General features: G+C 63.9%; 14 protein-coding genes. 9 read left to right on the forward strand and 5 right to left on the reverse strand.

Annotated features, from left to right (window positions below; translation table 11 throughout):
• Positions 1-68 precede the first annotated feature (68 nt).
• From SINAC_RS17880 to SINAC_RS17900, 6 genes are all read left to right on the forward strand, one after another.
• The gene (locus tag SINAC_RS17880; protein ID WP_015247026.1) at positions 69-7103 is read left to right on the forward strand and encodes a type I polyketide synthase; all 7035 of its coding nucleotides are present in this window, start codon (positions 69-71) and stop codon (positions 7101-7103) included.
• A 17-nt stretch (positions 7104-7120) separates the two neighbouring features.
• Positions 7121-8167: a 3-oxoacyl-ACP synthase III gene (locus tag SINAC_RS17885; protein ID WP_015247027.1), complete on the forward strand. Its 1047-nt coding sequence runs from the start codon at positions 7121-7123 to the stop codon at positions 8165-8167.
• A 10-nt stretch (positions 8168-8177) separates the two neighbouring features.
• The gene (locus SINAC_RS40615) at positions 8178-8324 is read left to right on the forward strand and encodes a hypothetical protein (RefSeq protein WP_015247028.1); all 147 of its coding nucleotides are present in this window, start codon (positions 8178-8180) and stop codon (positions 8322-8324) included.
• Positions 8321-9283 (forward strand): alpha/beta fold hydrolase, encoded by a 963-nt coding sequence (locus SINAC_RS17890; RefSeq protein ID WP_015247029.1) that lies wholly within the window; start codon positions 8321-8323, stop codon positions 9281-9283. Before SINAC_RS40615 ends, SINAC_RS17890 begins: the two co-directional genes overlap by 4 nt.
• A gap of 434 nt (positions 9284-9717) precedes the next feature.
• Positions 9718-11361 (forward strand): fatty acid CoA ligase family protein, encoded by a 1644-nt coding sequence (locus SINAC_RS17895; protein WP_044147616.1) that lies wholly within the window; start codon positions 9718-9720, stop codon positions 11359-11361.
• Positions 11358-12347 (forward strand): NAD-dependent epimerase/dehydratase family protein, encoded by a 990-nt coding sequence (locus SINAC_RS17900; protein WP_015247032.1) that lies wholly within the window; start codon positions 11358-11360, stop codon positions 12345-12347. The genes SINAC_RS17895 and SINAC_RS17900 overlap by 4 nt, the downstream gene beginning before the upstream one ends.
• A 53-nt stretch (positions 12348-12400) precedes the next feature.
• On the opposite strand, the gene SINAC_RS17905 is transcribed toward SINAC_RS17900, so the two are convergent.
• Entirely contained in the window at positions 12401-13429 is a 1029-nt protein-coding gene (locus tag SINAC_RS17905; protein WP_015247033.1) for a DUF2235 domain-containing protein, read from the reverse strand.
• Positions 13430-13826: 397 nt separating this feature from the next.
• On the opposite strand from SINAC_RS17905, the gene SINAC_RS17910 reads away from it, so the two are divergent.
• The gene (locus SINAC_RS17910; protein ID WP_020465947.1) at positions 13827-15227 is read left to right on the forward strand and encodes a Bcr/CflA family multidrug efflux MFS transporter; all 1401 of its coding nucleotides are present in this window, start codon (positions 13827-13829) and stop codon (positions 15225-15227) included.
• Between the two features lie 55 nt (positions 15228-15282).
• A complete protein-coding gene (locus SINAC_RS17915) occupies positions 15283-15687 on the forward strand; it encodes a DUF3224 domain-containing protein (protein ID WP_015247035.1) in 405 nt (134 codons plus the stop codon).
• 1278 nt (positions 15688-16965) lie between these two features.
• On the opposite strand, the gene SINAC_RS17920 is transcribed toward SINAC_RS17915, so the two are convergent.
• Together SINAC_RS17920 and SINAC_RS17925 are read right to left on the reverse strand one after the other, a co-directional pair.
• Entirely contained in the window at positions 16966-17769 is an 804-nt protein-coding gene (locus SINAC_RS17920) for a bestrophin-like domain (RefSeq protein ID WP_015247036.1), read from the reverse strand.
• Positions 17770-17872: 103 nt separating this feature from the next.
• Positions 17873-19369, reverse strand: a complete 1497-nt coding sequence (locus SINAC_RS17925) for a Gfo/Idh/MocA family protein (protein WP_015247037.1) — start codon at positions 19367-19369, stop codon at positions 17873-17875.
• Positions 19370-19862: 493 nt separating this feature from the next.
• Between SINAC_RS17925 and SINAC_RS17930 the strand changes: the two genes are divergently transcribed.
• Positions 19863-20714, forward strand: coding sequence for a maleylpyruvate isomerase N-terminal domain-containing protein (locus tag SINAC_RS17930; protein ID WP_015247038.1), 852 nt, complete (start codon positions 19863-19865; stop codon positions 20712-20714).
• A gap of 155 nt (positions 20715-20869) precedes the next feature.
• On the opposite strand, the gene SINAC_RS17935 is transcribed toward SINAC_RS17930, so the two are convergent.
• Both SINAC_RS17935 and SINAC_RS17940 read right to left on the reverse strand, forming a co-directional pair.
• Positions 20870-21382 carry a hypothetical protein gene (locus SINAC_RS17935; RefSeq protein ID WP_015247039.1) on the reverse strand — a complete coding sequence of 171 codons (513 nt, stop codon included), beginning with the start codon at positions 21380-21382 and terminating at the stop codon, positions 20870-20872.
• Positions 21383-21582: 200 nt separating this feature from the next.
• Positions 21583-22629, reverse strand: a complete 1047-nt coding sequence (locus tag SINAC_RS17940) for a DUF1559 domain-containing protein (RefSeq protein WP_015247040.1) — start codon at positions 22627-22629, stop codon at positions 21583-21585.
• Positions 22630-23114 lie beyond the last annotated feature (485 nt).

Genomic DNA, 23114 nt, shown 5'->3' on the forward strand with positions numbered 1-23114 from the left:
AGGGGGGCACAGCCATCGCTTCTGACACTCGGTAAACGACTCTTCGCCACTCATCGACACCAAGAGCAATGCAGCATCGAGAACGCGTGGCGATCGTGGGGATTGGGGGAATCTTCCCCCAGTCTCCCGACCTGGATCGGTTTTGGGCGAACGTCGCGGGGGGAATCGACACCACGCGCGAAGTTCCGCGCGGACGGTGGCTGCTCGACGTCGCCGACGCCTACGACTCTCGGGTCGGGGCTCCGGACCGGGTCTATGCGACCCGCGGCGGCTTCATCGAAGACTTCCAGCTCGACCCCAACGGGCTCAACCTCGATCGAGCGGAGCTCGGGCGGCTTGACCCGATGTTCCACCTGGCCCTGCACGCCGGCCGGCAGGCCTGGCAGAGCGCCGTCACTGCAAACCTGGACCGCAGTCGGGTCGGCGTCGTGTTCGGCAACATCGTGCTGCCGACCGAGACCTCGTCGGCATTGGCCCGTGAAGTGCTCGGGCGCACGATCGCGGAGCAGGTCGGGGCCGTGGATCAGACGGCCGACCACGATCGCGGCGAGCCGCTCAACGGCTACGTGGCGGGACTGCCGGCGGGAATCCTGGCGAAGGCCCTCGGACTCGGCGGAGGCACGTATACGCTCGACGCCGCTTGCGCTTCGTCGCTTTACGCCCTGAAGCTCGCGGCCGACGAGCTTCTGGCGGGCCGAGCCGACGCGATGCTGACCGGCGGCCTGTCGCGGCCCGACCCGCTCTACACCCAGATGGGGTTCTCGCAGCTCCGGGCGTTATCGGCCTCGGGCCGGCCTTCGCCGTTCGACGCCCAGGGCGACGGCCTGATCGTCGGCGAAGGGGCCGGGATGTTCGTCCTCAAGCGGCTGAGCGACGCCCTCCGGCAGGGGGACACGATCCACGGGATCATCGCGGCCGTCGGCCTCTCCAACGACGTCGACGGCGGCCTGCTCGCCCCCAGCTCCGAAGGCCAGCTCCGCGCAATGCGCTCGGCCTACGAACGGTCAGGCTGGGACCCGCGCGACGTCGACCTCATCGAATGCCACGCGACCGGCACGCCGGTCGGTGACGCCGTCGAGTTCATCAGCTTGCGGGCCCTCTGGGGAACCGAGGGATGGTCCCCCGGCCAGTGCGCAATCGGTTCGGTGAAGTCGAACATCGGCCACGCCCTGACGGCGGCGGGGTCGGCCGGCCTCTTGAAAGTTCTCTTCGCCTTCAAGCATAAGACGCTCCCGCCGACCGCGAACTTTACGACCCCTGCGCCGAGCCTGGACGAGCCGGGGAGCAGCCCGTTCCGGATCCTCAGCGAGGCCCAGCCCTGGCCCGCTCGAGCTAAAGGGGAACCCCGCCGCGCCGCGATCAGCGGGTTCGGCTTCGGCGGAATCAACGCTCATGCCTTGATCGAAGAATGGGTACCGGAGTCGGCGGAGCCCGCCAGCGAACCGACCGAGCCGTTGCCCTCCATCCCCGTTGCGATCGTTGGCATGGCCGCGCACTACGGCCCCTTTCAAGGGCTGAGGGCCTTTCAGGAACGGGTACTCGGCGGCGACATCCCAGGCGCACCGGACGAGTTGGCCAACTGGTGGGGAGTGCAAGACGCGACCTGGTTCCAACGCCCAGGTGAGCGAAAATCCCCAGGCGGTTACGGCATTGATGAGCTCGCGCTTCGACCCGAGCGATTCCGGATCCCTCCGCGCGAGCTCGAGGAGATGCTCCCGCAACAGTCGCTCGCCCTTCAGGTTGCCGCAGATGCAATCGCCGACGCCGGCTGGGACGACCGCCCTCGGCTCCGAGCCGGGGTCTTCGTCGGGATCGGGCTCGACCTGAACACCACCAATTTCCACGTCCGCTGGTCAATGCTCCCCAGCGCCAAACGCTGGAACAAAGAGCTTGGCCTGAACCTGGAGGGCGATGCCCTCGAAGACTGGATCACAGGCCTCCGCGATGCGGCCGGTCCTCCGCTGACGGCCAACCGGACGATGGGGGCGCTCGGCGGGCTCGTCGCCAGCCGGATCGCCCGCGAGTTCCGGATCGGCGGCCCGAGCTTCACGGTCTCCAGCGAAGAGACCTCGGGAACCTGCGCCCTCGACGTCGCGGTCCGCCTGCTCGGCCAAGGAGAGATCGACGAGGCGATCGTCGGCGCGGTCGACCTGGCCTGCGACCCACGCACCTTCCTCTGCGCCGATCGGGTCCACCCATTCTCCCCGTCGGGCACGGTCCGCCCCCTCGACCCGAATGCCGACGGCACCGTCCCCAGCGACGGCGCAGCCGCCTTGATCGTGAAGCGGCTCGACGACGCCCTGCGTGATGGCGACCGGATCTACGCGGTCATCCGCGGCATCGGCACCTCGAGCGGGGCCGACACCACCGCCTATGAGACCGCCGCACAGCGGGCATACGCCGCCTCGGGTGTCGACCCGGCCAGCGTCGGCTACCTGGAAACCCACGGCAGCGGCCGACCCGACGAAGATCAGGTTGAGGCCGAAGCCCTGGCAGCGCTCGGCTCGGCCTGGCCGGAAAGGGCCTCGTGCGCTCTGGGGTCGGCCAAGGGGGACGTTGGCCACGCCGGCGCTGCGGCAGGCCTAGCCTCATTGATCAAGGCGGCCCTCTGCCTGCACCAGCAGATCCTCCCGCCACTCCGAGGAGGCGAAACGCTCCGCCCCGAGCTGGCCACGGCGGCCTCCCCCTTCTTTGTGCCGCAAGGCCCGCAATTCTGGCTCCGCGACCGAGCTCAAGGACCGCGCCGCGCGGCCGTCAGCGCCCTCGGCCTTGAGGGGAACTGCCACCACATCGTCCTCGAGGGCTTCGAGCCCAAGGCCGGAACGACCACCGCCGACCGGGTCCAGCCCCTCGGACCGCGTCACCTCGCCCTCTTCGCGATCGAGGCGGACGACGAGCCGGGCCTGCTCCACCAGATGGAGGAACTGGAGGGGCTCGCCTCCCAGAATCCAGACCAGCCGATCGAAGCACTGGCCCGGACCTGGTGGCATCGCCAGGCCGATGCCCCCCGCCGTCGGCTTGGCCTGGCGGTGCTCGCGGCCGACGCCCCCCCTGGGCCGCTCGCCGAGTCGAACCGGCGAATCGCCTGGAGCCTGCCCGACCTGCTTGCCGACGCCCGTCAACGCCTCAAGCGGCCCCCGCACGAGCCGGAGCCGCTCCGCCTGAAAGGGGATCGCGTCTTCCTCGCGCGCCATCCGCTCGGCCCCGACGCCGGGATCGCGTTTGTCTTCCCCGGCGTGGGCAACCATTTCGCGGGTATGGGTCGCGATCTCTCCGCGCTCTGGCCCGAGGTGCTCCGAGCGCAAGACCAGGAGACCGGTTCCCTCCGCAGCCAGTTCTCGCCGGAGACGTTCTGGAACAGCGATCTTTCCGAACCGTTCGCCGACCAGCGGGCGCCGATCCTCGGCCAGGTCTCGCTGGGCGGGATGGTCAGCGACCTGCTCCGTGGCTTCGGCGTCGAGCCCCGGGCCACGATCGGCTACAGCCTCGGCGAATCGTCGGCCCTGTTCGCACTTCGCGGATGGACCGAACGCGACGAGATGCTCCGACGGATCCAGACCTCGCCCCTGTTCCGGACCGAGTTGGCCGGCCGTTGTGAGGCCGCCTGCCGCGCCTGGGGACTGGCCGATGAAGAACCGGCCGACTGGCTGGCCGGGATCGTGCCGCATTCCGCCGAGACGGTCCGCGCCGCGCTCGCCGGCCGCGAGCGGGTCTACCTCCTGATCGTGAACACACCGCGCGAGGTGGTCGTCGGCGGCCATCGCAACGCCGTGCTCGACCTCGCCCGAACTCTCGGCGGCCGGTTCTTCCCCCTGCCAATGGTCAGCACGGTCCACTGCGAAATCACCCGGCAAGTCGAGCCCGCTTACCGCGCGATGCATCTCCTGAAGACGACTCCGCCCCCAGGAGTCCGGTTCTACAGCGGAGCCCGAGGCGAGTCGTACGACCTCAATCGCGAGACGGCGGCCGACGCGATCGTCGCGCACGCCATCGACGGGATCGACTTCCCGGCGGTCGTCGCTCAGGCCTACGAAGACGGGATCCGCGTCTTCCTCGAGACCGGCCCGGGCGGTTCGTGCACCCGCATGATCGGCAAGGTGCTCGGCACGCGCCCCCACCTCTCCGGCTCGGCCTGCGTGGCCGGTCAAGACCCGCTCACCGCAGTCCTCGAGCTCTTGGGAAGGCTGATCGCCGAGCGAGTCCCCGTCAACCTCGCGTCCCTTTACGGGGCCGAAACGAACAAGGCCGGCGAACCGGCCGGCCGCGTCATCCGCGTCGGCGTCGGTGGCCGCCCATTCCAGATCCCTGAACTTGCTCGGGGGGACGCGGCTTCGACTCCGGAACGTTTCGACCCATCGCCGGAAAATATCGTGGTGCGTGCCCACACGATGGAAAACCAGGAACCTCACGATCCATCGCCGGAAAAACGGGCGAGCCATGCCCCCCCTCCGGGAAACAGGGAACGTGTCGATTCATCGAATCCCTCGCGCAATGGACACCAGGGAACTGCCGACGTGCCACAACTTGCCCTGGAGATCGACCCCTTGACTCGTCAGCTCGCGAGCAGCGAGACCGCCAAGGCCGAAGCGCACGAGGCGTTCCTCCGTGTCTCCGGAAACATCGGCCAGACGATGTCGAACCAGCTCGCCTTCCAGATGGCCTTGATCGAGGCGCTGATGGCTGAGCCGGCTGCCACAATCGCCGGGACGCCGATCGTTGAGGAATACGTCCCTCGAAGCGAAGCGCCCAAAGGGCCGGCCCCGGCCTTGGATCGCAACCAGTGCATGGAGTACGCCATCGGCTCGATCGGAGCGGTGCTCGGCCCCGAGTTCGCGCCGATCGATGCGCACCCGACCCGGGTCCGGCTCCCCGACGAGCCGCTGATGCTGGTCGATCGCATTCTCACGATCGAAGGGGAGCCCCGTTCGATGCAAGGGGGCCGGGTCGTCACCGAGCATGACGTTCTCCCCGGCGCCTGGTATCTCGACGGCGGCCGGATCCCGACCTGCATCGCGGTCGAGTCGGGTCAGGCCGACCTGTTCCTCTCCGGCTACCTCGGCATCGACTTCATCACCAAGGGGCACGCCGTCTACCGCTTACTCGACGCGGTCGTGACCTTTCACCGCAGCCTGCCCGGCCCTGGTGACGTCATCCGGTATGACATCCACATCGATCACTTCTTCCGCCAAGGCGAGACGCACCTCTTCCGGTTCCGCTTCGAGGCGACCGTCGACGGTGCCCCTTTGATGACGATGAGTGAGGGCTGCGCGGGCTTCTTCTCCGCCAACGAGCTCGCCGCAGGCCAAGGGGTTGTCGCCCCCCGGCTTCAGCGGCAGACTCGGCCCTCTGGTCGGCCGGCCGACTGGGTCGAGCTCGTCCCGATGGCGGTCGAGTCATATTCTTCCTCACAAGTCGAAGCGCTCCGGCACGGAGACCTGACCACCGCGTTTGGCCCTTCGTTCGATGGCCTCTCGCTACGCAACCCGGCCCGCCTGCCGGGGGGGCGGATGACCCTGGTCGACCGGGTCGAAACGCTCGACCCCAAGGGGGGGAGGTTCGGCCTCGGCCTGATCCGCGCAGAGGCGGACATCCACCCCGACGACTGGTTCATGACCTGCCACTTCGTCGACGACCGCGTGATGCCCGGGACACTCATGTTCGAGTGCTGCCTGCACACGCTCCGGATCTACCTGGCCCGGATGGGCTGGATCGGCGAGCACGACCAGGTGGCCTGCGAGCCGGTGCCAGGCGTCGCCAGCCGCTTGAAGTGCCGGGGGCAAGTCATCGAATCCACCCGGATGGTCACCTATGAGGTGTCGATCAAGGAACTAGGCTACGGCCCCGAGCCTTACGCGATCGTGGATGCCTTGATGTATGCCGACGGCAAGCCGGTGGTCGAAATCACCGACATGTCGCTCCGCATGACCGGCCTGTCACGCGAGGCGCTCGAAACCCTCTGGGCGAATCGCCCGGAAGGGGCGAGCCCGGTTCTTCAGATTCCGAGCGGCGGCGAACCCGCGCCGCTGTTCGACTGCGATCGGATCACGGCGTTCGCCATCGGCAAGCCCTCCGACGCATTTGGCCCCCCCTACAAGATCTTCGACTCCGGCCGGGTGATCGCCCGCTTGCCCGGCCCCCCCTTCCAGTTCCTCGATCGGATCACGGCGATCGACGCAGAGCCCTGGAAGCACGTCGCCGGTGGCGTGATCGAGGCCCGGTACGACGTCCCGGCCGACGCCTGGTACTTCGCCGCCGAGCGGCAAGGGCGGATGCCGTTCGCCGTGCTGCTCGAGGCCGCGCTTCAGCCTTGCGGCTGGCTGGCGGCGTACATCGGCTCGGCCCTGACGAGCGACGAAGACCTCAAATTCCGCAACCTGGGGGGCTCGGCCACCCAGTTCATCGAGGTGACCCCCGCCACCGGAACCCTGGTCACGACCGTCAAGATCACCAAGGTCGCACGGTCCGGGGGCATGATCATCCAGAACTATGACCTCAAGGTCCGAACCGCGGCCAGTGGTGAGCTCGTCTATCGGGGCGACACCTATTTCGGCTTCTTCCGCGCCGAGGCGCTCGCCGAGCAGATCGGTATCCGCGACGCGGCACTCTATCAGCCGAGTCCTGACGAGCGGGCCCGGGCCAAGCCGTTGGATTATCCGAGAACGCCCCCGTTCCCCGACGATCAACTGCGGATGATCGACCAAGTGGATTGCTTCATTCCCGACGGCGGACCGGCGGGACTCGGGTTCATCGAGGGGTCGCAGGATGTGGATCCCGGTGCCTGGTACTTCAAAGCGCATTTCTACCAGGATCCGGTCTGCCCCGGCTCATTGGGGTTGGAATCGTTCCGGCAACTGCTTAAAGTCGTGGCCGCCGAGCGCTGGGGGGTGGGGAGCGACTCCCGCTTTGAGGACGCCGCTCCGGACGTCCCGCATCGCTGGACCTACCGGGGTCAGGTGCTCCCGACCGCCGGCCGCGTCGTCGTCCAGGCCACGATCACGAAGGTCGACGACCACCGCCGCCGGCTCTGGGCCGCTGGGTTCCTCACCGTCGACGGCCGGACGATCTTCCAGATGAACGACTTTACGCTCGGCCTCAACTCCTAAGCATCGGGGAGACTCTGATGAGATATTCGCGAGTCTATATCGATGCGATCGGCTATGAGTTGCCCCCTGTGGTGGTGACGTCGGCCGAGCTGGAAACGCGACTGAAAGGCTTTTACGAAGCCTTGCGGATCCCTGAAGGACAGCTCGAAGCACTGACGGGCATTGTCGAGCGACGGTGGTGGGACGAAGGCTACCCCGTCTCCGAAGGGGCGATCGCGGCGGCCAAGCAGGCCCTGGCAACGTCAAACGTGAAGCCCGAGGAGATCGGCGTCCTGATCTACGCCGGGGTCTGCCGCGAGCTGTTCGAGCCGGCGACCGCCTGCCGCGTGGCCGCCGGGGTCGGGGTCAGCGAAGAGACGGCCGTCTACGACATCAGCAACGCCTGCCTGGGCGTGCTCAACGGCATGATCGACATCGCCAACCGGATCGAGCTCGGCCAGATCAAGGCGGGCATGGTCGTCTCGTGCGAGACCGCGCGCGAGATCAACGACATCATGATTGAGAGAATGATTCAGGAACCGACGATGGAGAACTTCCGCGAGTCGCTGGCCACCCTCACCGGGGGCTCAGGGGCGGTCGCGATGCTCCTGACCGACGGCTCGTTCTCGGAACCGAAGCGAAGGCGCCTGCTCGGCGGCGTGACCCACACCGCCCCGCAATTCCACGCCCTCTGCCGCTGGGGCCTGGAGGCGATCCGCCCGCTCGGCGGCCTGCAGCAATTCATGGCGACCGACTCGATCTCCGTGCTCAAGCACGGCGTCGACCTCGGTACCCGGACCTGGTCCGCCTTCCTCCGCAAGTTCGGCTGGATGCGCAACCAGATCGACAAGGTCATCTGCCATCAGGTCGGCTCAGGGCACCGTGACACAATCCTCCAATCCCTGGGGATCGACGCAACCAAGGAGTTTTCAAGCTTCCCCTACCTGGGCAACATCGGCACCGTCTCGCTCCCCTTGACTGCCGCCCTGGCCGAGGACCGCGACTTCCTCAGGCCCGGCGACCGGGTCGCCTTCCTTGGCATCGGTAGCGGCTTGAACTGCCTGATGCTTGGACTCGAGTGGTAAACTCTCATCAATGCCTGTTGAGATCCGCAATTTCCTGTCGGACGCCACCGGTTTCGTTCTCGGAACCCGTGTTACGCAGCAGGCCAAGGCTCTTACGAAAGCCGTTTTCACCAAGCAAGCCAATGATGAGCTGACCGAGATGCAGGACTACGAATGACCAGCGCCTTTGACGAATTTCGCCTGTCCCATCCGGGGCGTGACCTCGACCTGGGAGGCCTGCGCTACCACTACCTCGACGAGGGTCAGGGCGAGCCGGTCGTCATGGTCCACGGCAACCCGTCCTGGTCGTTCTACTACCGCTCGCTGGTCGAGGCCCTCAACGGCTCGTACCGGACCATCGTCCCCGACCATATCGGCTGCGGGCTCTCGGACAAGCCCGAGGACTCGCGCTACCCCTACACGCTGAGCCGCCGGGTCGACGACCTCGAAGCGCTCCTCGACCACCTTGGGGTCAACAGCAACCTGACGCTGGTGCTCCACGACTGGGGCGGCATGATCGGCATGACCTACGCCGCACGCCACCCGGAACGGATCGCGCGGTTGGTGATCCTCAACACGGGCGCATTTCATCTCCCGAAGTCGAAGCCGTTCCCCTGGCCCTTGTGGGTCTGCCGCGACACGCCGCTGGGCGCCTGGATGGTCCGTGGCCTGAACGCGTTCTGCCGGGGGACCGCCTCCTCCTGGATCGGCTGCACCCATCACCCGATGTCGCGCACGGTTCGTAACGCCTACCTCGCGCCTTACGACTCGTGGGCCAATCGGATCGCCATCCACCGATTCGTCCAGGACATCCCGCTCCGCCCCGGCGACCGTGGCTACGCACTCATCTCCGAGGTTGAAGATCGCCTCGAAACACTCGCAAGCGTACCCATGTTGATTGGTTGGGGGATGAAGGACTTCGTGTTCGACCACCATTTCCTCGACGAATGGATCCGCCGATTCCCCAGCGCGGAGGTCCACCGGTTCCCCAAGTCCGGGCACTATATCCTCGAGGACGAGACCGAGACAATCGTTCCCTTGGTTCGCGACTTCCTCGCCAACCATCCTCTCGAGCAAGACGCCCGGAGCCACGAGGCGCGGCATGGCCGCAACCCTCTGCCGATGGGAGAAGGTTAAGCCGCTGGCCGCTGTCTTCTTCGATGTTCCGGATTTCGAGTGGCCGGGGTGGCGCAACCACGGGAGGTGTCGGCTTGAACCCGCGAACGGCATCAGCCCTGGAACCACGGTCGCCCCGCCCGCTCTTGTTTTGATTGATTCCCCCTGGGACCGCGGTCGCCCCGCCCGCTCTTGATTTTGATTAATGAAATGGAATTGCGGGCGGGTCGCCCGCGGTCCCAGGAGGGGTTGGTTTCGACTTGTCGCGGCACAACCGTGCCCACCCAACGAAACTAAAGTACGTTCTCACGATTGGCCTCTTTGTTATTAATCAGGCGTTCTGAGTGAAGGAGACTCCGGTGGCAACGGAAGGGATCAGTCCGGCCCGAGGCGTTGAGTCTACCGGCACCGGTGCCAACCCGGACGTCGTCAACATCGCCACTCACCTGCGCGAGATGGCGAAGATCCAGCCCTATGCGCTGGCGGCCGTCTGCCCGGCCGGCCGCGACCGCGCCGGCCGCGCGGCCCACACGCACTGGACGTTCCAGCAACTCGACCGCGAGAGTGACGCCGTGGCGCGGCAGGTCCTGGAGCGGGCCGGGATCACCCGGGGCGTCCGCACGGTCTTGATGGTCAAGCCGAGCCTCGAATTCTTCGCCCTGACCTTCGCCCTGTTCAAGACAGGGGCGATCCCGGTCCTGATCGACCCGGGCATGGGGATCAAGAACATCGGCCAGTGCCTGGCTGAGGCCGAGCCCGAGGCGTTCATCGGCATCCCCTTGGCAAACCTGGCGCGACGGCTGCTCGGCTGGGGCAAGGCGACCCTCCGGACCATCGTACCGGTCGCTCCTCCTTGCAAAGGATGGCATTCTCACAGAAACAGACCATGGCTTGAGGATCAATCGTATCCGATCGCCCCGACCCGGGCCGACGAGGTCGCCGCGATCCTCTTCACCAGCGGCAGTACGGGAGTCCCCAAGGGGGCCGTCTACACTCATTCGATCTTCGAGGCGCAGGTGGCCGTCCTCCGCGACCTCTACGGCCTCGGGCCGGGCGAGATCGATCTCTGCACCTTCCCGCTCTTCGCCCTGTTCGCCCCCGCGCTCGGGATGACGGCGATCATCCCCGAGATGGACTTCACCCGCCCAGCGCAGGTCGATCCCAGGATGATCGTGCAGACGATCCAGGACTTCGGCGTGACCAACATGTTCGGCTCCCCGGCCCTGATCCGCCGCGTCGGCGACTACGGGGCCCGCCACGCCCTCAAACTGCCGACAATCCGCCGGGTGATCTCGGCGGGCGCTCCCGTTCCGGCCAAGGTGCTCGAAACCTTCGCCATGATGCTCACGCCCACCGCGTCCCTGACAACCCCCTACGGCGCAACCGAGTCGCTCCCCGTCTGCTCGATCGACAGCCACGAGATCCTCGGCGAGACGCGGCACCAGACCGACCGAGGGGCCGGCGTCTGCGTCGGCCGACCGGTCGGTGATGTCGAGGTCCAGATCATCCGGATCTCCGACGACCCGATTTCGGACTGGTCGGACGATCTCTGTCTCCCCGACGGGGAAATCGGCGAGATCGTCGTCCGAGGGCCGGTCGTGACCCGCGCGTACGTCAACCGACCCGAGTCGACGGCCCAGGCCAAGATCGCCATTCCAGGGCAGGGGGGGGACGTCTATCACCGGATGGGAGACGTCGGCTATCGCGACGATCAGGGCCGAATCTGGTTCTGCGGGCGTAAGGCCCACCGGGTCGTGACCTCGGAGGAGACCCTCTTCACCATCCCCTGCGAGGCTGTCTTCAACACCCATCCGGCGGTCTTCCGCACCGCCTTGGTCGGGGTCGGCCCGCGCGGGGCGATGAGACCCGTCCTCTGCGTCGAGCGGCAACGTTCCGCAACGGCAACCGGCAAAGCGAAGGAACGGCCGATCTCGAAGAAAGCCCTCCGCCGCGCACTCCTCGAGCTCGGGGCGACTTATCCTCATACGAAGGGGATCACGACCATCCTGTTCCATAAGGCGTTCCCGGTCGACATCCGTCACAACGCCAAGATTTTCCGCGAGAAGCTGGCCGCCTGGGCGGCCGGGAGGGTGCGATGAATGCCCTGGTGACCGGTGGCGGCGGATTCCTCGGCCTCGCGATCGTCCGGCTCCTCCGCGCGCGGGGCGACACCGTCCGCAGCCTGGCGCGGGGCGACTACCCCGAGCTGCGTGCTCTCGGTGCTGAACCCATCCGCGGCGACGTGGCCGATCCGGAGACCGTCCTCCGCGCGGTCGACGGCTGCGACGTCGTCTTCCACGTCGCGGCCAAGGCGGGCATCTGGGGCCCTTACGAAGAGTATCACCGCTGCAACATCGAGGGGACTCGCAACGTGCTCGAGGCCTGCCGGGCCCGTAACGTGCACCGACTTGTTTATACAAGTTCCCCCAGCGTCGTCTTCAACGGCCGAGACCAGGAAGGGATCAACGAGTCGGCCCCTTATGCCAGCCGGTTCGACTCACCCTACCCCGCGACCAAGGCCCAGGCCGAGCGCCTGGTCCTCGAAGCCGATGGCGACGAGCTGGCCACCACGGCGCTCCGGCCCCACCTGATCTGGGGCCCTGGGGACAACCACCTGATCCCTCGCCTGATCGCCCGGGCTCGCGCGGGCCGGCTGCGCCGGATCGGCCGCCAGGATCATCTCGTCGACACGATCTACATCGACAACGCCGCCGAGGCCCACCTGCGCGCGGCCGACCGCCTTGGCCCCGGCCCCGGTTCGCCGGTCCACGGTAAAGCGTACTTCCTCTCGCAAGGGGAGCCCTGGCCGCTCTGGAATTTGATCAACGGCATCCTCGCCGCCGCGGGCGTTCCCCCGGTCACCCGCAGCGTCCCGCGTGGAGCCGCCCTCCTGGCGGGCACCCTCCTCGAACACGGCTACCGCGCCCTGGGACGCACCGCCGAGCCGCCGATGACCCGATTTCTGGCGCACCAGCTCTCGACCGCCCACTGGTTCGACATCAGCGCCGCGCGCCGCGACTTCGGCTATCAACCCTCCGTCTCGATCGACGAAGGCCTCCGCCGGCTCGAGAAGTCATTCCAGTAAGCGGCCCGCCCGGCTCAAGCCCACGGGTTGCATCCCCAACGGACGACGAACCGTCAGGAAATCAGTTGCGGAATCCCGGTGTTGATCGGCCGGTAGGCGATCGCGGAATCCCGGCGGCGGAGTTCCACGGAAGGGTCGAGCACTTCGTTGCCAAAACGGGTGCTGAGGAGGGAGCGATAATGTCTCGGATGGATCGTGCGATAAAGGCCCTTCAGGAAGTTTTGGTACGAGTCGGTCAAGGGTCCCTTGTAGTTCGCGACCCCGACGGGGACAGGGGTGAGAGCTAAGCCCGCGTCCATGGCGCGGTCCTGCATCCAGCGGAGGGTCAGGTCCGAAAGCCGACGGTCTGGGTAACCACCACCAATATCGGAATGGGCTCCGGCGAACCAGCGCTGCTCAAGCGTCTGGCCGGGCTTCTCCGTCGGATTCCAGAGGGTGATATCATAATCTTGGCGATGCTCGTCGATCGCGCCTGCCTGGTACGCACGCTCGACGATTTTGCTGAGCTTTGTGTCGTGGAACTCGTAGAACTGATGGTTCAGACGGTTGGCGGCTTCAAGCGGAATGCCCAGTGCCCCGACCGTGTCCCAAACACCGAGAAAACGAATCGGGATTTCTCTCGCGAATAAGGAGCGGAACGAACGGGCTGCAAACGAGTCGGGGCCCTCTTCGCGCGTTCGGTAGAGGCCGTAAGCCATACCAACCTGAAATGACGCGGCGCTCGGCCGCACGAGACCACAGTTCCGAATCATCCCGACGAGACTGCGGGCCGTATAGGCACCTCGGCTGAACCCCAGGATGAAGACCTGATCCCCCTCATGGTAGTTGTCAACGAGGTAGCGATAGCCGTCGAGGATGTGCTTGTCAAGGCCGGCCCCAAATGCTCCACCAGTGAGCTTATTCAGCACATAAGTTCCTACGCCTTCATTATACCAAGGCTCCTGCACGAGACCGTCCGCCCCAATCGAGGAAACTGACCGATAAAACCGTCTGGCGTTCGTCTCGACTCGCTGTTCTTCCAAAATCGCATCGTCGTCCGGGGTATTCCAGGTGCCATCGAAGCAGAGAATGTGACGTTTCATCTCGAGCCCTCCCAGGATCAGTTCGCCGCAGATTGATTCAATACGAAATTACAAAAACGCATTGGGACAACTTCATCCCAAAGAGTTTGGTCGCAGCCTCGCGACGCGGCGATTCTAGCGAACGAACAGCAAATTCACAACATGCTGATTTCACAAGAATATCCTCAGTCAATCTTTGCGATGACGAGAACCGACACAACGAACGACCGGCCTGATCAAGCGAACCGAGGCACCTCGTGCCACTCCGCCACCACGGGCAACACGCGTTCCGGAGATGCTCGTTCCGTGACCGTCGAATGAGTTCCAGACTCGATGGGGCCGCGTCCCGTTTCAAGGTGACGGAGTTGCCTCGTCGACGGTTCCCCCTATAATTCGCGACGTTCGCCGATCATCGGGAATGATCGCCGCGGACGTCCGTGAACATTCGATCGCCTGGCTTGGCGGCTCGCTCTCCTTCACACCGCCCAACTCCCCCCCTTCACCGCCACGTCCCGAGACCTCCGAGATTTACCCAATGGCCTCAGATCAAATCTTGACGATCTCTCCTACCCAAGGCGAGACTGCCGCCCGCGCGGCCAGCCCTGGGCTCCGTTTCATCATTCTTCTTGGCTTGCTTGACGCCTTCGGCCCGCTCGGCATTGACATGTATCTTCCCGCCTTCCCCCAGATCGAGCGCGACCTCAAGGCGCAAGGGGGGGCGATGCAACTGACGCTCTCGTTCTTCCTGGCAGGACTGGCGATCGGCCAGCTCATTTGCGGGCCGATCTCCGACCGCCTCGGCCGTCGCAAGCCGTTGCTCTGGGGTTGCGCCGCGTTCGCGCTTGCCTCCGTGACGTGCGCGTTCGCCCGCTCGATCGAGTCACTGATTCTCGCCCGGTTCGTCATGGGCCTGGCGGGCGCGACGGGCATGGTGATCGCGCGGGCCATCGTCCGCGACTCCTTCGAAGAGGCCGACTCGTCGCGGATCTACTCGATGCTCATGCTCGTCATCGGGATCGCTCCGGTCCTCGCCCCATCCGTCGGCGGCTGGCTAATGCGCGTTGGGAGCTGGGGTTCGATCTTCTGGGCGCTGGCCGGCTTCGCCTGCCTCTGCGGGATCGCGGTCGCGGTCGATCTGCCCGAAACCCATCCCCCGTCACGGCGCACTCGCGATTCGCTCTGCTCGATCGGACGGCGCTATGCATCCATGATCGTCGACCGCAAGTTTGTGGGCTACGCGGCCCCGGTCAGCCTCGCGCTCGGCCTGATCTTCGCCTATGTCGCGTCGGCTCCGTCGCTCTTCATGCAGTTTTACGGGCTCTCGCCGGCGGCGTTCAGTCTCCTCTTCGCCAGCAACGCCATCGGCCTGATCGGCGCCGCCCAGGTGAACCGCTGGCTGACCCGCCACTATGACACCCACTCCATCCTGCGCGCGGCCTCGATCGGCAACCTGGTGGCCGCCCTTCTCCTGCCGGTGCTCGCCTGGACTGGGATCGGCGGGTTCCCCGCCTTCTTCGCAGACATCTTTCTCTGCCTCATGACGGTCGGCCTGATCTTGCCCAACGCCACCGCCGCGGTAATGGCTCCCTTCCCTCACCAGGCCGGGGCCGCATCTGCCCTGCTGGGCATGCTCCAGTTCACGGTCGGTGCCGCCACCGGCGCGATCGTCGGGATCTTTCACGACGGGACGAACCGACCGATGGCCCTGACGATCGCCGGGTGCGCGGCGACCTCCACGCTCATCACCATCATCGTCGAGCGACGGAACAGCGCGGCAGAGAATCGGGCGGTTCAGCTTCTCGGGCAACCTGCCGAATAACCATAAGGCAATCTGATTCGTCGGCTTATGAGGCCATTCCCAAACGGAGACAGCCATGGCGACCCGGGGCACAGGATCGTTTGAAGTGAAGCTCAACCCGCTGGCGCCTCCCGACCAGGCCGAAGGCTCGACTCTCGGCCGAATGTCGATCGATAAGCAGTTCCACGGCGACCTCGAAGCGACCAGCAAGGGAGAGATGCTTTCCGCGGTCACCGAGGTCAAGGGCTCGGCCGGTTACGTCGCGATCGAGCGGGTGACCGGGACGCTCCAGGGTCGTCGCGGCAGCTTCGTCCTCCAGCACAGCGGCACAATGTCGAGCGGCGGCCAGCACCTCTCCATCACCGTGGTGCCCGATTCCGGTTCCGGGCAACTCGTCGGCCTCGCCGGTAAGATGGTGATCAACATCGCCGAGGGAAAGCATACGTACGACTTCGAGTTCACGCTCCCTGTCGGGGACTGATGGAATGAAGTCAACCCCTGCGCCGGTTCGTTGCAGACCCGCAGGGGCAACCTCTTGCAACAACAACTCAAATCCCGCAACGCGAGCGAAGCCAGAGGAGCAGGTGGACGAAGTCGGCGTCTTCGACTTACCTCCTGGTGAGAGAGATTGGGGTAAGAAGCAGAGCAGACGAGATTGCCCTGAGTCCATTGAGGCTGACCCTGCCATTCAATAACGCGAAATGGTACATCAAGCCCTGCGTCGATGGTCTGGGGAGCGTCCTGGATGTGAAGGTCCATCACTTTCGGGAGGCGAGCAAGAAGACGGGTTTGACTTTCCAGGGGAGCCGGGTTCTCCATCCTTGAAAATCTGCCGAGGTCGAAGGAAAAGACAGCGGTGTTCGACCAGACGACAGATCCCAGAACGGCCGCCCCTACGATGAGGCAACCTGCAGCCAGGCAGGCCAAGACGACCAACCCCATCCCCCGCCGGAAGACCACGGCCAGGGCGTTGAGCGTAAGGATCAGGCTCCAGAGGGCAAGGATCAAATCAAGGGCATAAAAAAGAAAAAAGAAAGTCTGAGAGTATGGATAAGTCAAAAGGATCGGCTTGGAGCTAACGAACATCTCTCTCCCGCAGATCCCCAGCACAAGGATCCAGGGGAGGAGCATCGCAGCTTGAGGCAAGGCCCCCCATGCCAAGGCAGAGCGAACCTCGGCGAAGGTAGCCTTGCCGCCGAACAGGCCCCCGCAAAACCGAAGGATCCCCCCACCCAGATAGATCGAGATGAGCTGCAGGGCCGGGCCCAAGATCAAGCAAACGGCGACAATCACTTCGAGAGAGAGTCGGTCGCCAAGGTCCCGAGCCGCCGCTCGATTCAAGGCGCGAGCGGTCCCCGCCGCAGCTCCAAGTCCCAAAACCCACCACTCGCTCTCGAACAACACAACGTGTCGGATCGTTTTCCTGGGCCGGAACCACATGGAGAGCCAGGGGCGTACGCACAGGAAATCGATCCCTTTTTCGGCCCCGAGTTCCGGATGGTCAAACCCAAGTACCGACTGACTCTCCACCTTTCGGTTGTTCGCCCGGATCGTCTCAAGTCGCTCGCGCAATCCCATGTGTCGCAATCTCCGAGAAGGAGAGTTCAGCCACAGCCGATTCTGCAAAAAGCCGCGGCTGATAATTCAATCATCGCCAACATGAAATCCGCATACTCACAAAAAACTTCCATGTTTCCAGGTACTCTACCGGCGACGACGAAAGCGGCCCGTTTATCAATGAGTGGCAATTCGCTCTCACTCACCGAGGCTGCGGGCTTGCGGTCTTTGAGACGTCACTCTGCTGCTCGAGGAGCATTCCGGCCACCCGGAATCCGTCGGGACTGACTCGGTGGTCGCCGGAGAACGGGTAACCAAACATTAGGACGAGGAAGAGATTCAGGGCGATGAGGGTCGAGACCATGACCGTCATGACGAGTTGGATTCGTAGGTTATCTAGCTTGAAGAAGTAAGTGAATGCAACGGTGACTGCGCCGCCGAGGAGGAGGACGAACCACTCGAGAGGGGAGACGCCATGTGCGGCGGTGACGGTCCGAGTCCGCCGGCTGTCCCAGAACTGGCAGAGGGATGAGAGCTGGGTGGCGTAGATCGCCTTTTCCTTCTCGGTCTTCGGCTCGAAGTCGGAGACCACGTTGAACAGACGGATCGCAGAGTGATGGGCCTTGTCCGAATGCCGCCCCTCATCCATGGCGGGCCACTCTTCTTTGATGACCTGGTTGATGTAGGCCTGAGCGTGGCTCTGAATCTCGTCCCGCTTCCCCTTGGGAAGCTGGTTCGCGAGGATCAGAACATTGGCCAGTGAGTTCGACTCTTGCTCGGTCGTCAGGTGGGCTTCCTGAAAGTTCCCCATCGAGTCGACGACGATCAGGCCGAGAATCACTGCATAGAGCGTGCCGACGACCGAGAGAAGATAGCCTCCGACGTCGTGGCAGGAGAGCAGATCTCGCGTACGGAGCAGTTTCCGGACGCTGAGCAAGCCGAGGATCGCCAGAATGGCGCTGGTGACAACCAGAAAGAATCCCATCACGTAAGTATCCAACTCCACGTCATATCTCTCCAGGCGCGAAGCTGGTGCTGCGCGCGAACCGGGCCCGGGCTCGCGAACAAGCCCAGGCCCATCATCGAAAGAAAAAATTGAACCCGATCGCTCAGGAGAACGACTCGGGGACGACGAACGGCTTACGGTACTCGCGGGTCAAGAGCTTGTCGCCGTCGGGGCTATCGACGAACGACTCGGTCTTGGCGTCGACGACGAGCTTGGGGCCGACCTGGTAGGTCGTCTCGCTGAGCTTCACGCCGTTGTCCTTGAGATGCTCCTCCATCCGGCCGAAGGCTTCGGTCGCGTCCTTGTTGTCGCTGAAAGCCTTGGCCTGAGAGTTGAACGGGGTCGGTTTGCCCAGGCGGTACGAGATGTTGGCAAGGTGGCAGAGGGCGGCCGAGTAGTGTCCTTCGAGGATGTCGGCGTTGAGGTCGTCGACCTTGCGGCTGCGGACGGCGGCGATGAAGTTGGCGAAGTGCCCCTTCTCGCCGTCGGTGACCGGACCCAGCGACGTCTCGAACTTGGGCAGCGGTTCGCCCTTGTCGCTCCCCTTGGGGATGAACACAGGGCCCCCTTGCTGGATGACTTTGCCCTTCTCCTTGATTTCCTTCTGAACGGTGATCGTCCCCGCATCGAGGTGGGCGAAGTTCCCGACCATCTCGCCGTGGTACCCGTTCGTCGGCAGGCCACGGACCTCGAAGATGATCTGGGTATCGCCGTAGTCGAGGACCGCGATCTGGGTGTTGGCAGTCTGCCCCTGATCCTTGTAGCCGAGCCGGCCGCCGACGGAGATCACGCTTTGGGGCAGGGTGGCCCCGGGGATCAGCCAGCGGGCCTTGTCCATCTCGTGGACCCCCTGGTTGCCGATGTCGCCGTTGCCGTAGTCCCAGAACCAGTGCCAGTTGTAATGCACAAGGTTCTCATTGAACGGATGCTCGGGGGCCGGGCCGGTCCAAAGGTTGAAGTCGATGTTCTGAGGCGTGGCCATGTCCGACTTGAACCCAATGCTCTTACGCGATTTGTAGCAGAGGGCACGCGAAACGTTCAGCTTGCCGTATTTGCCCGACTTGACCGCCGCGGCAACCTGGGCCCAGGCAGGATTCGACCGGTTCTGGGTGCCGTGCTGAACGATCCGGCCAAACTTGCGTGCAGCCTCGACGGCGATCCGCCCCTCGTGGACGTTGTGGCTGGCCGGCTTCTCGACGTAAACGTCTTTGCCCGCCTCGCAGCCCCAGATAGTCATCAGGGCGTGCCAATGGTTGGGCGTGGCGATCGAAATCGCGTCGAGTTCTTTGTCGTCGAGGGCGTGGCGGACGTCCGCGACGGTCTTCGGAACGCTTCCACCCCGCTTCTTGAGCTTGTCGAGGTGCTTCTTGAAGGTCGTGTTATCCGGGTCGATCAGGTAGGTGATCTCGACCCCTTTGATGCTGGAGAAGGCGTCGACATGCGCCTCACCCCGGCTGTTCAGACCGGCCACACCGATACGGATGGTGTCATTGGCGCCGATGACCCGGCCGGATGATTTGGTACCCCCGATGGCGAAGCTTGCGCCGATGCCGGCGGCCACCGAACGACCCAGGAACTGGCGACGACTCAGATGCGACATCGATCCCCTCCTGAACGTAATTGGGATGAATAACGGACGGAGACGGCGAGACTTGGGACTGATTATGACCGAACGGACTGGCAATTCCCACGATCTTTCCGACACTTCTCTTCCCGCCCGGAAATCAAGGGCATCCGCCTCCACAAAGTGGGGCAGAGCGAACAGCCGAGGCGTCTGCAATCCCCAGGAGGGTTCGGTTTCAGCCAAGGCCCACTCCCACGGCGATGTCACCTCACCCGCACTCTCGCCAATCCATTAAACACAAACACTTAACCAATATTGCAACATTTACAATTCTCGTACCCCAAAGAATCATCTTTCGAACCGCCTGCATTCTTGCGATGCTTGAGTTGAGGGCAGGGGCCCCTGAACCCGTCTTTAATATTCTCTCTCTTTTTTTCGAGGGCCGGACGATCGGCAAGACTCGCCGCCCCCCTCTTGCCAGGTGGTGCGTTCGGCGAGAATCGTGGACACCCAAACCTGGGAGACGCCAATGGAAGCTTCAGCCCCCATCATCGTGGCCCCCTTGTTTCGAGAACTTGATGGGCATCTCCTCAACCTGCTTCGTTCGCTCACGCCCGAGGACTGGAACCGGCCCACCGTCTGCTCGGCCTGGTCCGTGAAGGATATCGCGTCACACCTGCTCGACTCGATCCTTCGTAGGCTCTCGATCCAGCGTGACGGCTACATCCCACCGCAATCGCCGAGGGGCTTCGACTCTTACGAGGAACTCGTTGCGTTCCTGAATCGACTGAACGCCGAATGGACCTCAGCCACGGCCCGACTTAGCCCGGCGGTCTTGATCGGGCTGATGGAGAAGGCCACGGCCGAGCTTGCGGATCTCTTCGAGTCGGCCGACCCCTTGGCGCCTGCCCTCTTCTCCGTCGCTTGGGCGGGCGAGTCCGAATCGCTCATGTGGTTCGACATCGCGCGAGAATTCACCGAACGATGGCATCACCAACGGCAGATTGCCGACGCCGTCGATCGGCCGACCCCGATCGACAAGCGGCATCTCTATCACCCGGTCCTCGATACGTTCATGCGTGCGCTCCCCCATTCCTACCGTGACGTCAGGGCCCCGAAAGGGACGCTCGTCGCGGTCCGGGTTGTCGGGGAATCAGGGGGCGATTGGTTCGTCAGGCGGGAACAGCAGGCGTGGAGGTTGGTGGACGAATCCGTCGAGAATGCGGCTTCGGTCGTAACACTCGACCAGGCGATTGCCTGGAAGTTCCTCACGAAGCGAACCGACCGGGCGACCGCCCTTGCGAGGTTCCCAACCATCCGGATCGATGGAGAGACGAGCTACGGAGAGCCGGTGCTCGAAATGGTTTCGGTGATGGCCTGAAGTGTGCATCCGGCCCGACCGGGCGACCCAGGGGACTCACGGCTCAATCCTCGACGTCAACGAACGAGCCGGATGCACCATCGAGAGTGATTTTCAGTTCCAAGGTGACGTGTGCCACCCCCTGATGTACCGCTCGTCACCAGGGATTCCTGGCCTCAATCCTTCAACTCGAGGTTGAAGGTATTCGATTGATTCTTCACTTCGACTTCGAGGTCGGACGTCGACGAGATTTGATACTTGCCGGGAAGCGAGCTTTTCATTTTCTGGAGAGCACTCGCCTGCAAGTGCTGGGGAATGACGTTGTAGGCGACCCCTTTCTTCTTCGCCTCGGCATCGGCGCTGGCTCGCATCGCGTCCTGGTCGAGTTCACGGTCGTCGACGGTCACCTTGTATTTTCCAGGGATCGCTCCGTCGTCCGAGTTCAGAGTGGTCAGTACATACTGGCCATCCTCAATCCTCCCTCCGGCCGGGCGGCCCTCGGGATCATTGGGGATGAAGTTGATGGAAGCCTTCTTGATCGGTGCTCCTTTATAGGTCACCTTGCCGGAGACGGGATAGCGTGTTGCAAGTCCGCCGTCATCGCCGCAGCCGAAGCTCATGACGATCATCAGAGAGGCAAGTGCAACGGACAAGCTGAGGCGGACCGGCAGAATTCGACGAATCAACATACGAGGACTCTCCGCATAGTCGAGCGTCTCGCTCGGTCGAGCTGGGTTCGGCGGAGCGATCGGCGACAAAGGCCTGGTCAGAGAAACGCATCGAGCCGGGCTCGGCGGAAGTTCAGGCTAGGCCATCCCAACCGGATGGACCCCAACCTTTCTCCGCTCATGGAGCCCGGCTCGAAAAGGGAAACAACAATCAGAGACGATCAGTAGGAGTCGGAGCTGATGACCTCGCCGCCGTTGCGACTGCCAAGCGCCGCGTAGGTGACTCGGTTGATGGAATTCTTGACGAAGTGGACCGAGCCGTCCGCGAAGACAAAGTTCGCCCCGCCGGGATGTCGGCTCTTGAACCCGCGTGCGGCGTAGCTGAAGCGACACTTCCAGTTGGTCGAACCCCAGGCGTCGACACAGGCCGTATCGCGTTCGGTCGTCTTCCAGTTGATCGGGATGGTCGTGCCGGCCGCGGCCCCGGTGAAGCTATAGAAATCGTTGTTCGCGTCCTCGTCGGGCAGTCCTTCGCCGACGAAGATGGTGTTGCTCGTCCCATCGGTGACCGACGCCATCGTGGCGACCCCACCGGTCGTATAGTCCGAGAATCCGCGCATCGTCCCACCGCCATTATTGGTCCCCCAGTAACCGTTGAACCCAATCTGAGGGACGGTCCCGGCGGCGGTTTCCCAGGGATTGGCGCCGGAGAGCGGGAGAATGGCGTAATTGTCGCCGAAGCTCATCAGGTAGTTCGTCACGGGGACGAGTTGCCCGGACGTTGTGCCCGGACGGAACGGGGCCGGGGTGATCGAGGTCGAGCCATTCGGCCCCCTGTAAGGGACGAATCCGGTGGGGGATTGCCCCATCCCGTCGGACGGGCAGAGGAAGCTGGCGATCGAGGTATACCAGATCGTCGCCAAGACCGCGCCGTTCTGGGTGATCGGAACACTGAAGTTGATCGCGTTGTACTGGTTATTCGCCTCCATGTGCGCCAGGATCATGGGACGCCAGCTCATCCCATTGCTCGTGGTGCCAAACCCGTCACGCATCGCCCCGGGAGGGAACACGTCATTCGTACTGATGTAGTTGTGAGTCGCCAACCCGATCTGCTTGAGGTTGTTGACACATTGAGTTCTTCGGGCCGCTTCACGAGCCGCCTGGACGGCCGGGAGCAACAGCGCGATCAGGACCGCGATGATCGCGATGACCACCAGCAGTTCAATCAGGGTGAAACCTGACTTCCGCGAGCAACGAGAAACGCTCATAGAACCTGACTCCATTACATGACGAGAATGACGACCCGAGATGCGACGCGATGACATCATGGATTCATCCCAAAGATCAGAATGGGATTGGTACACCGCCGATCACGAGGAAAACATCGCTGCGCAATGGGACCTGCTGCCGAGCCCCGGGGGCCTCGCCCCTCTGAGCTGACATCGACAAACGAAAACGAGGCCAAAACGCCGAAAAACACAGACACAGCCGTGCCGAGTGGAAACACTAACAAATTAGCACTTATGCTGACTGAAAGCCGCATTGACGAGAACGAGAGACGGAGATGAGAGACTCTTTATTTAGCGGCCCAACACTTCGAGTGTCAAGAACTTTCCCATAAGATCTCACGAAATCTTACCTATCACTGATTTCGGCGGGTGGAAGCTCGATGTTTACCAAACAACGCCGATATCAGCAGAGTTCCTCACCTTTCCGGAAAATTGCGATCCATGCCCGAATCACCCATGCAAGC

Source organism: Singulisphaera acidiphila DSM 18658, assembly GCF_000242455.2.
Lineage (GTDB): Bacteria > Planctomycetota > Planctomycetia > Isosphaerales > Isosphaeraceae > Singulisphaera > Singulisphaera acidiphila.

Excerpts from the sequence above, each read along its gene's own strand:
- SINAC_RS17890 (WP_015247029.1), top strand. The coding sequence starts at position 8,321 with ATGACCAGCGCCTTTGACGAATTTCGCCTGTCCCATCCGGGGCGTGAC.
- SINAC_RS17885 (WP_015247027.1), top strand. The coding sequence starts at position 7,121 with ATGAGATATTCGCGAGTCTATATCGATGCGATCGGCTATGAGTTGCCC.
- SINAC_RS17940 (WP_015247040.1), bottom strand. The coding sequence starts at position 22,629 with ATGAGCGTTTCTCGTTGCTCGCGGAAGTCAGGTTTCACCCTGATTGAA.
- SINAC_RS17930 (WP_015247038.1), top strand. The coding sequence starts at position 19,863 with ATGGAAGCTTCAGCCCCCATCATCGTGGCCCCCTTGTTTCGAGAACTT.
- SINAC_RS17905 (WP_015247033.1), bottom strand. The coding sequence starts at position 13,429 with ATGAAACGTCACATTCTCTGCTTCGATGGCACCTGGAATACCCCGGAC.
- SINAC_RS17895 (WP_044147616.1), top strand. The coding sequence starts at position 9,718 with ATGGCGAAGATCCAGCCCTATGCGCTGGCGGCCGTCTGCCCGGCCGGC.
- SINAC_RS40615 (WP_015247028.1), top strand. The coding sequence starts at position 8,178 with ATGCCTGTTGAGATCCGCAATTTCCTGTCGGACGCCACCGGTTTCGTT.
- SINAC_RS17910 (WP_020465947.1), top strand. The coding sequence starts at position 13,827 with ATGATCGCCGCGGACGTCCGTGAACATTCGATCGCCTGGCTTGGCGGC.
- SINAC_RS17900 (WP_015247032.1), top strand. The coding sequence starts at position 11,358 with ATGAATGCCCTGGTGACCGGTGGCGGCGGATTCCTCGGCCTCGCGATC.
- SINAC_RS17935 (WP_015247039.1), bottom strand. The coding sequence starts at position 21,382 with ATGTTGATTCGTCGAATTCTGCCGGTCCGCCTCAGCTTGTCCGTTGCA.
- SINAC_RS17915 (WP_015247035.1), top strand. The coding sequence starts at position 15,283 with ATGGCGACCCGGGGCACAGGATCGTTTGAAGTGAAGCTCAACCCGCTG.
- SINAC_RS17925 (WP_015247037.1), bottom strand. The coding sequence starts at position 19,369 with ATGTCGCATCTGAGTCGTCGCCAGTTCCTGGGTCGTTCGGTGGCCGCC.
- SINAC_RS17880 (WP_015247026.1), top strand. The coding sequence starts at position 69 with ATGCAGCATCGAGAACGCGTGGCGATCGTGGGGATTGGGGGAATCTTC.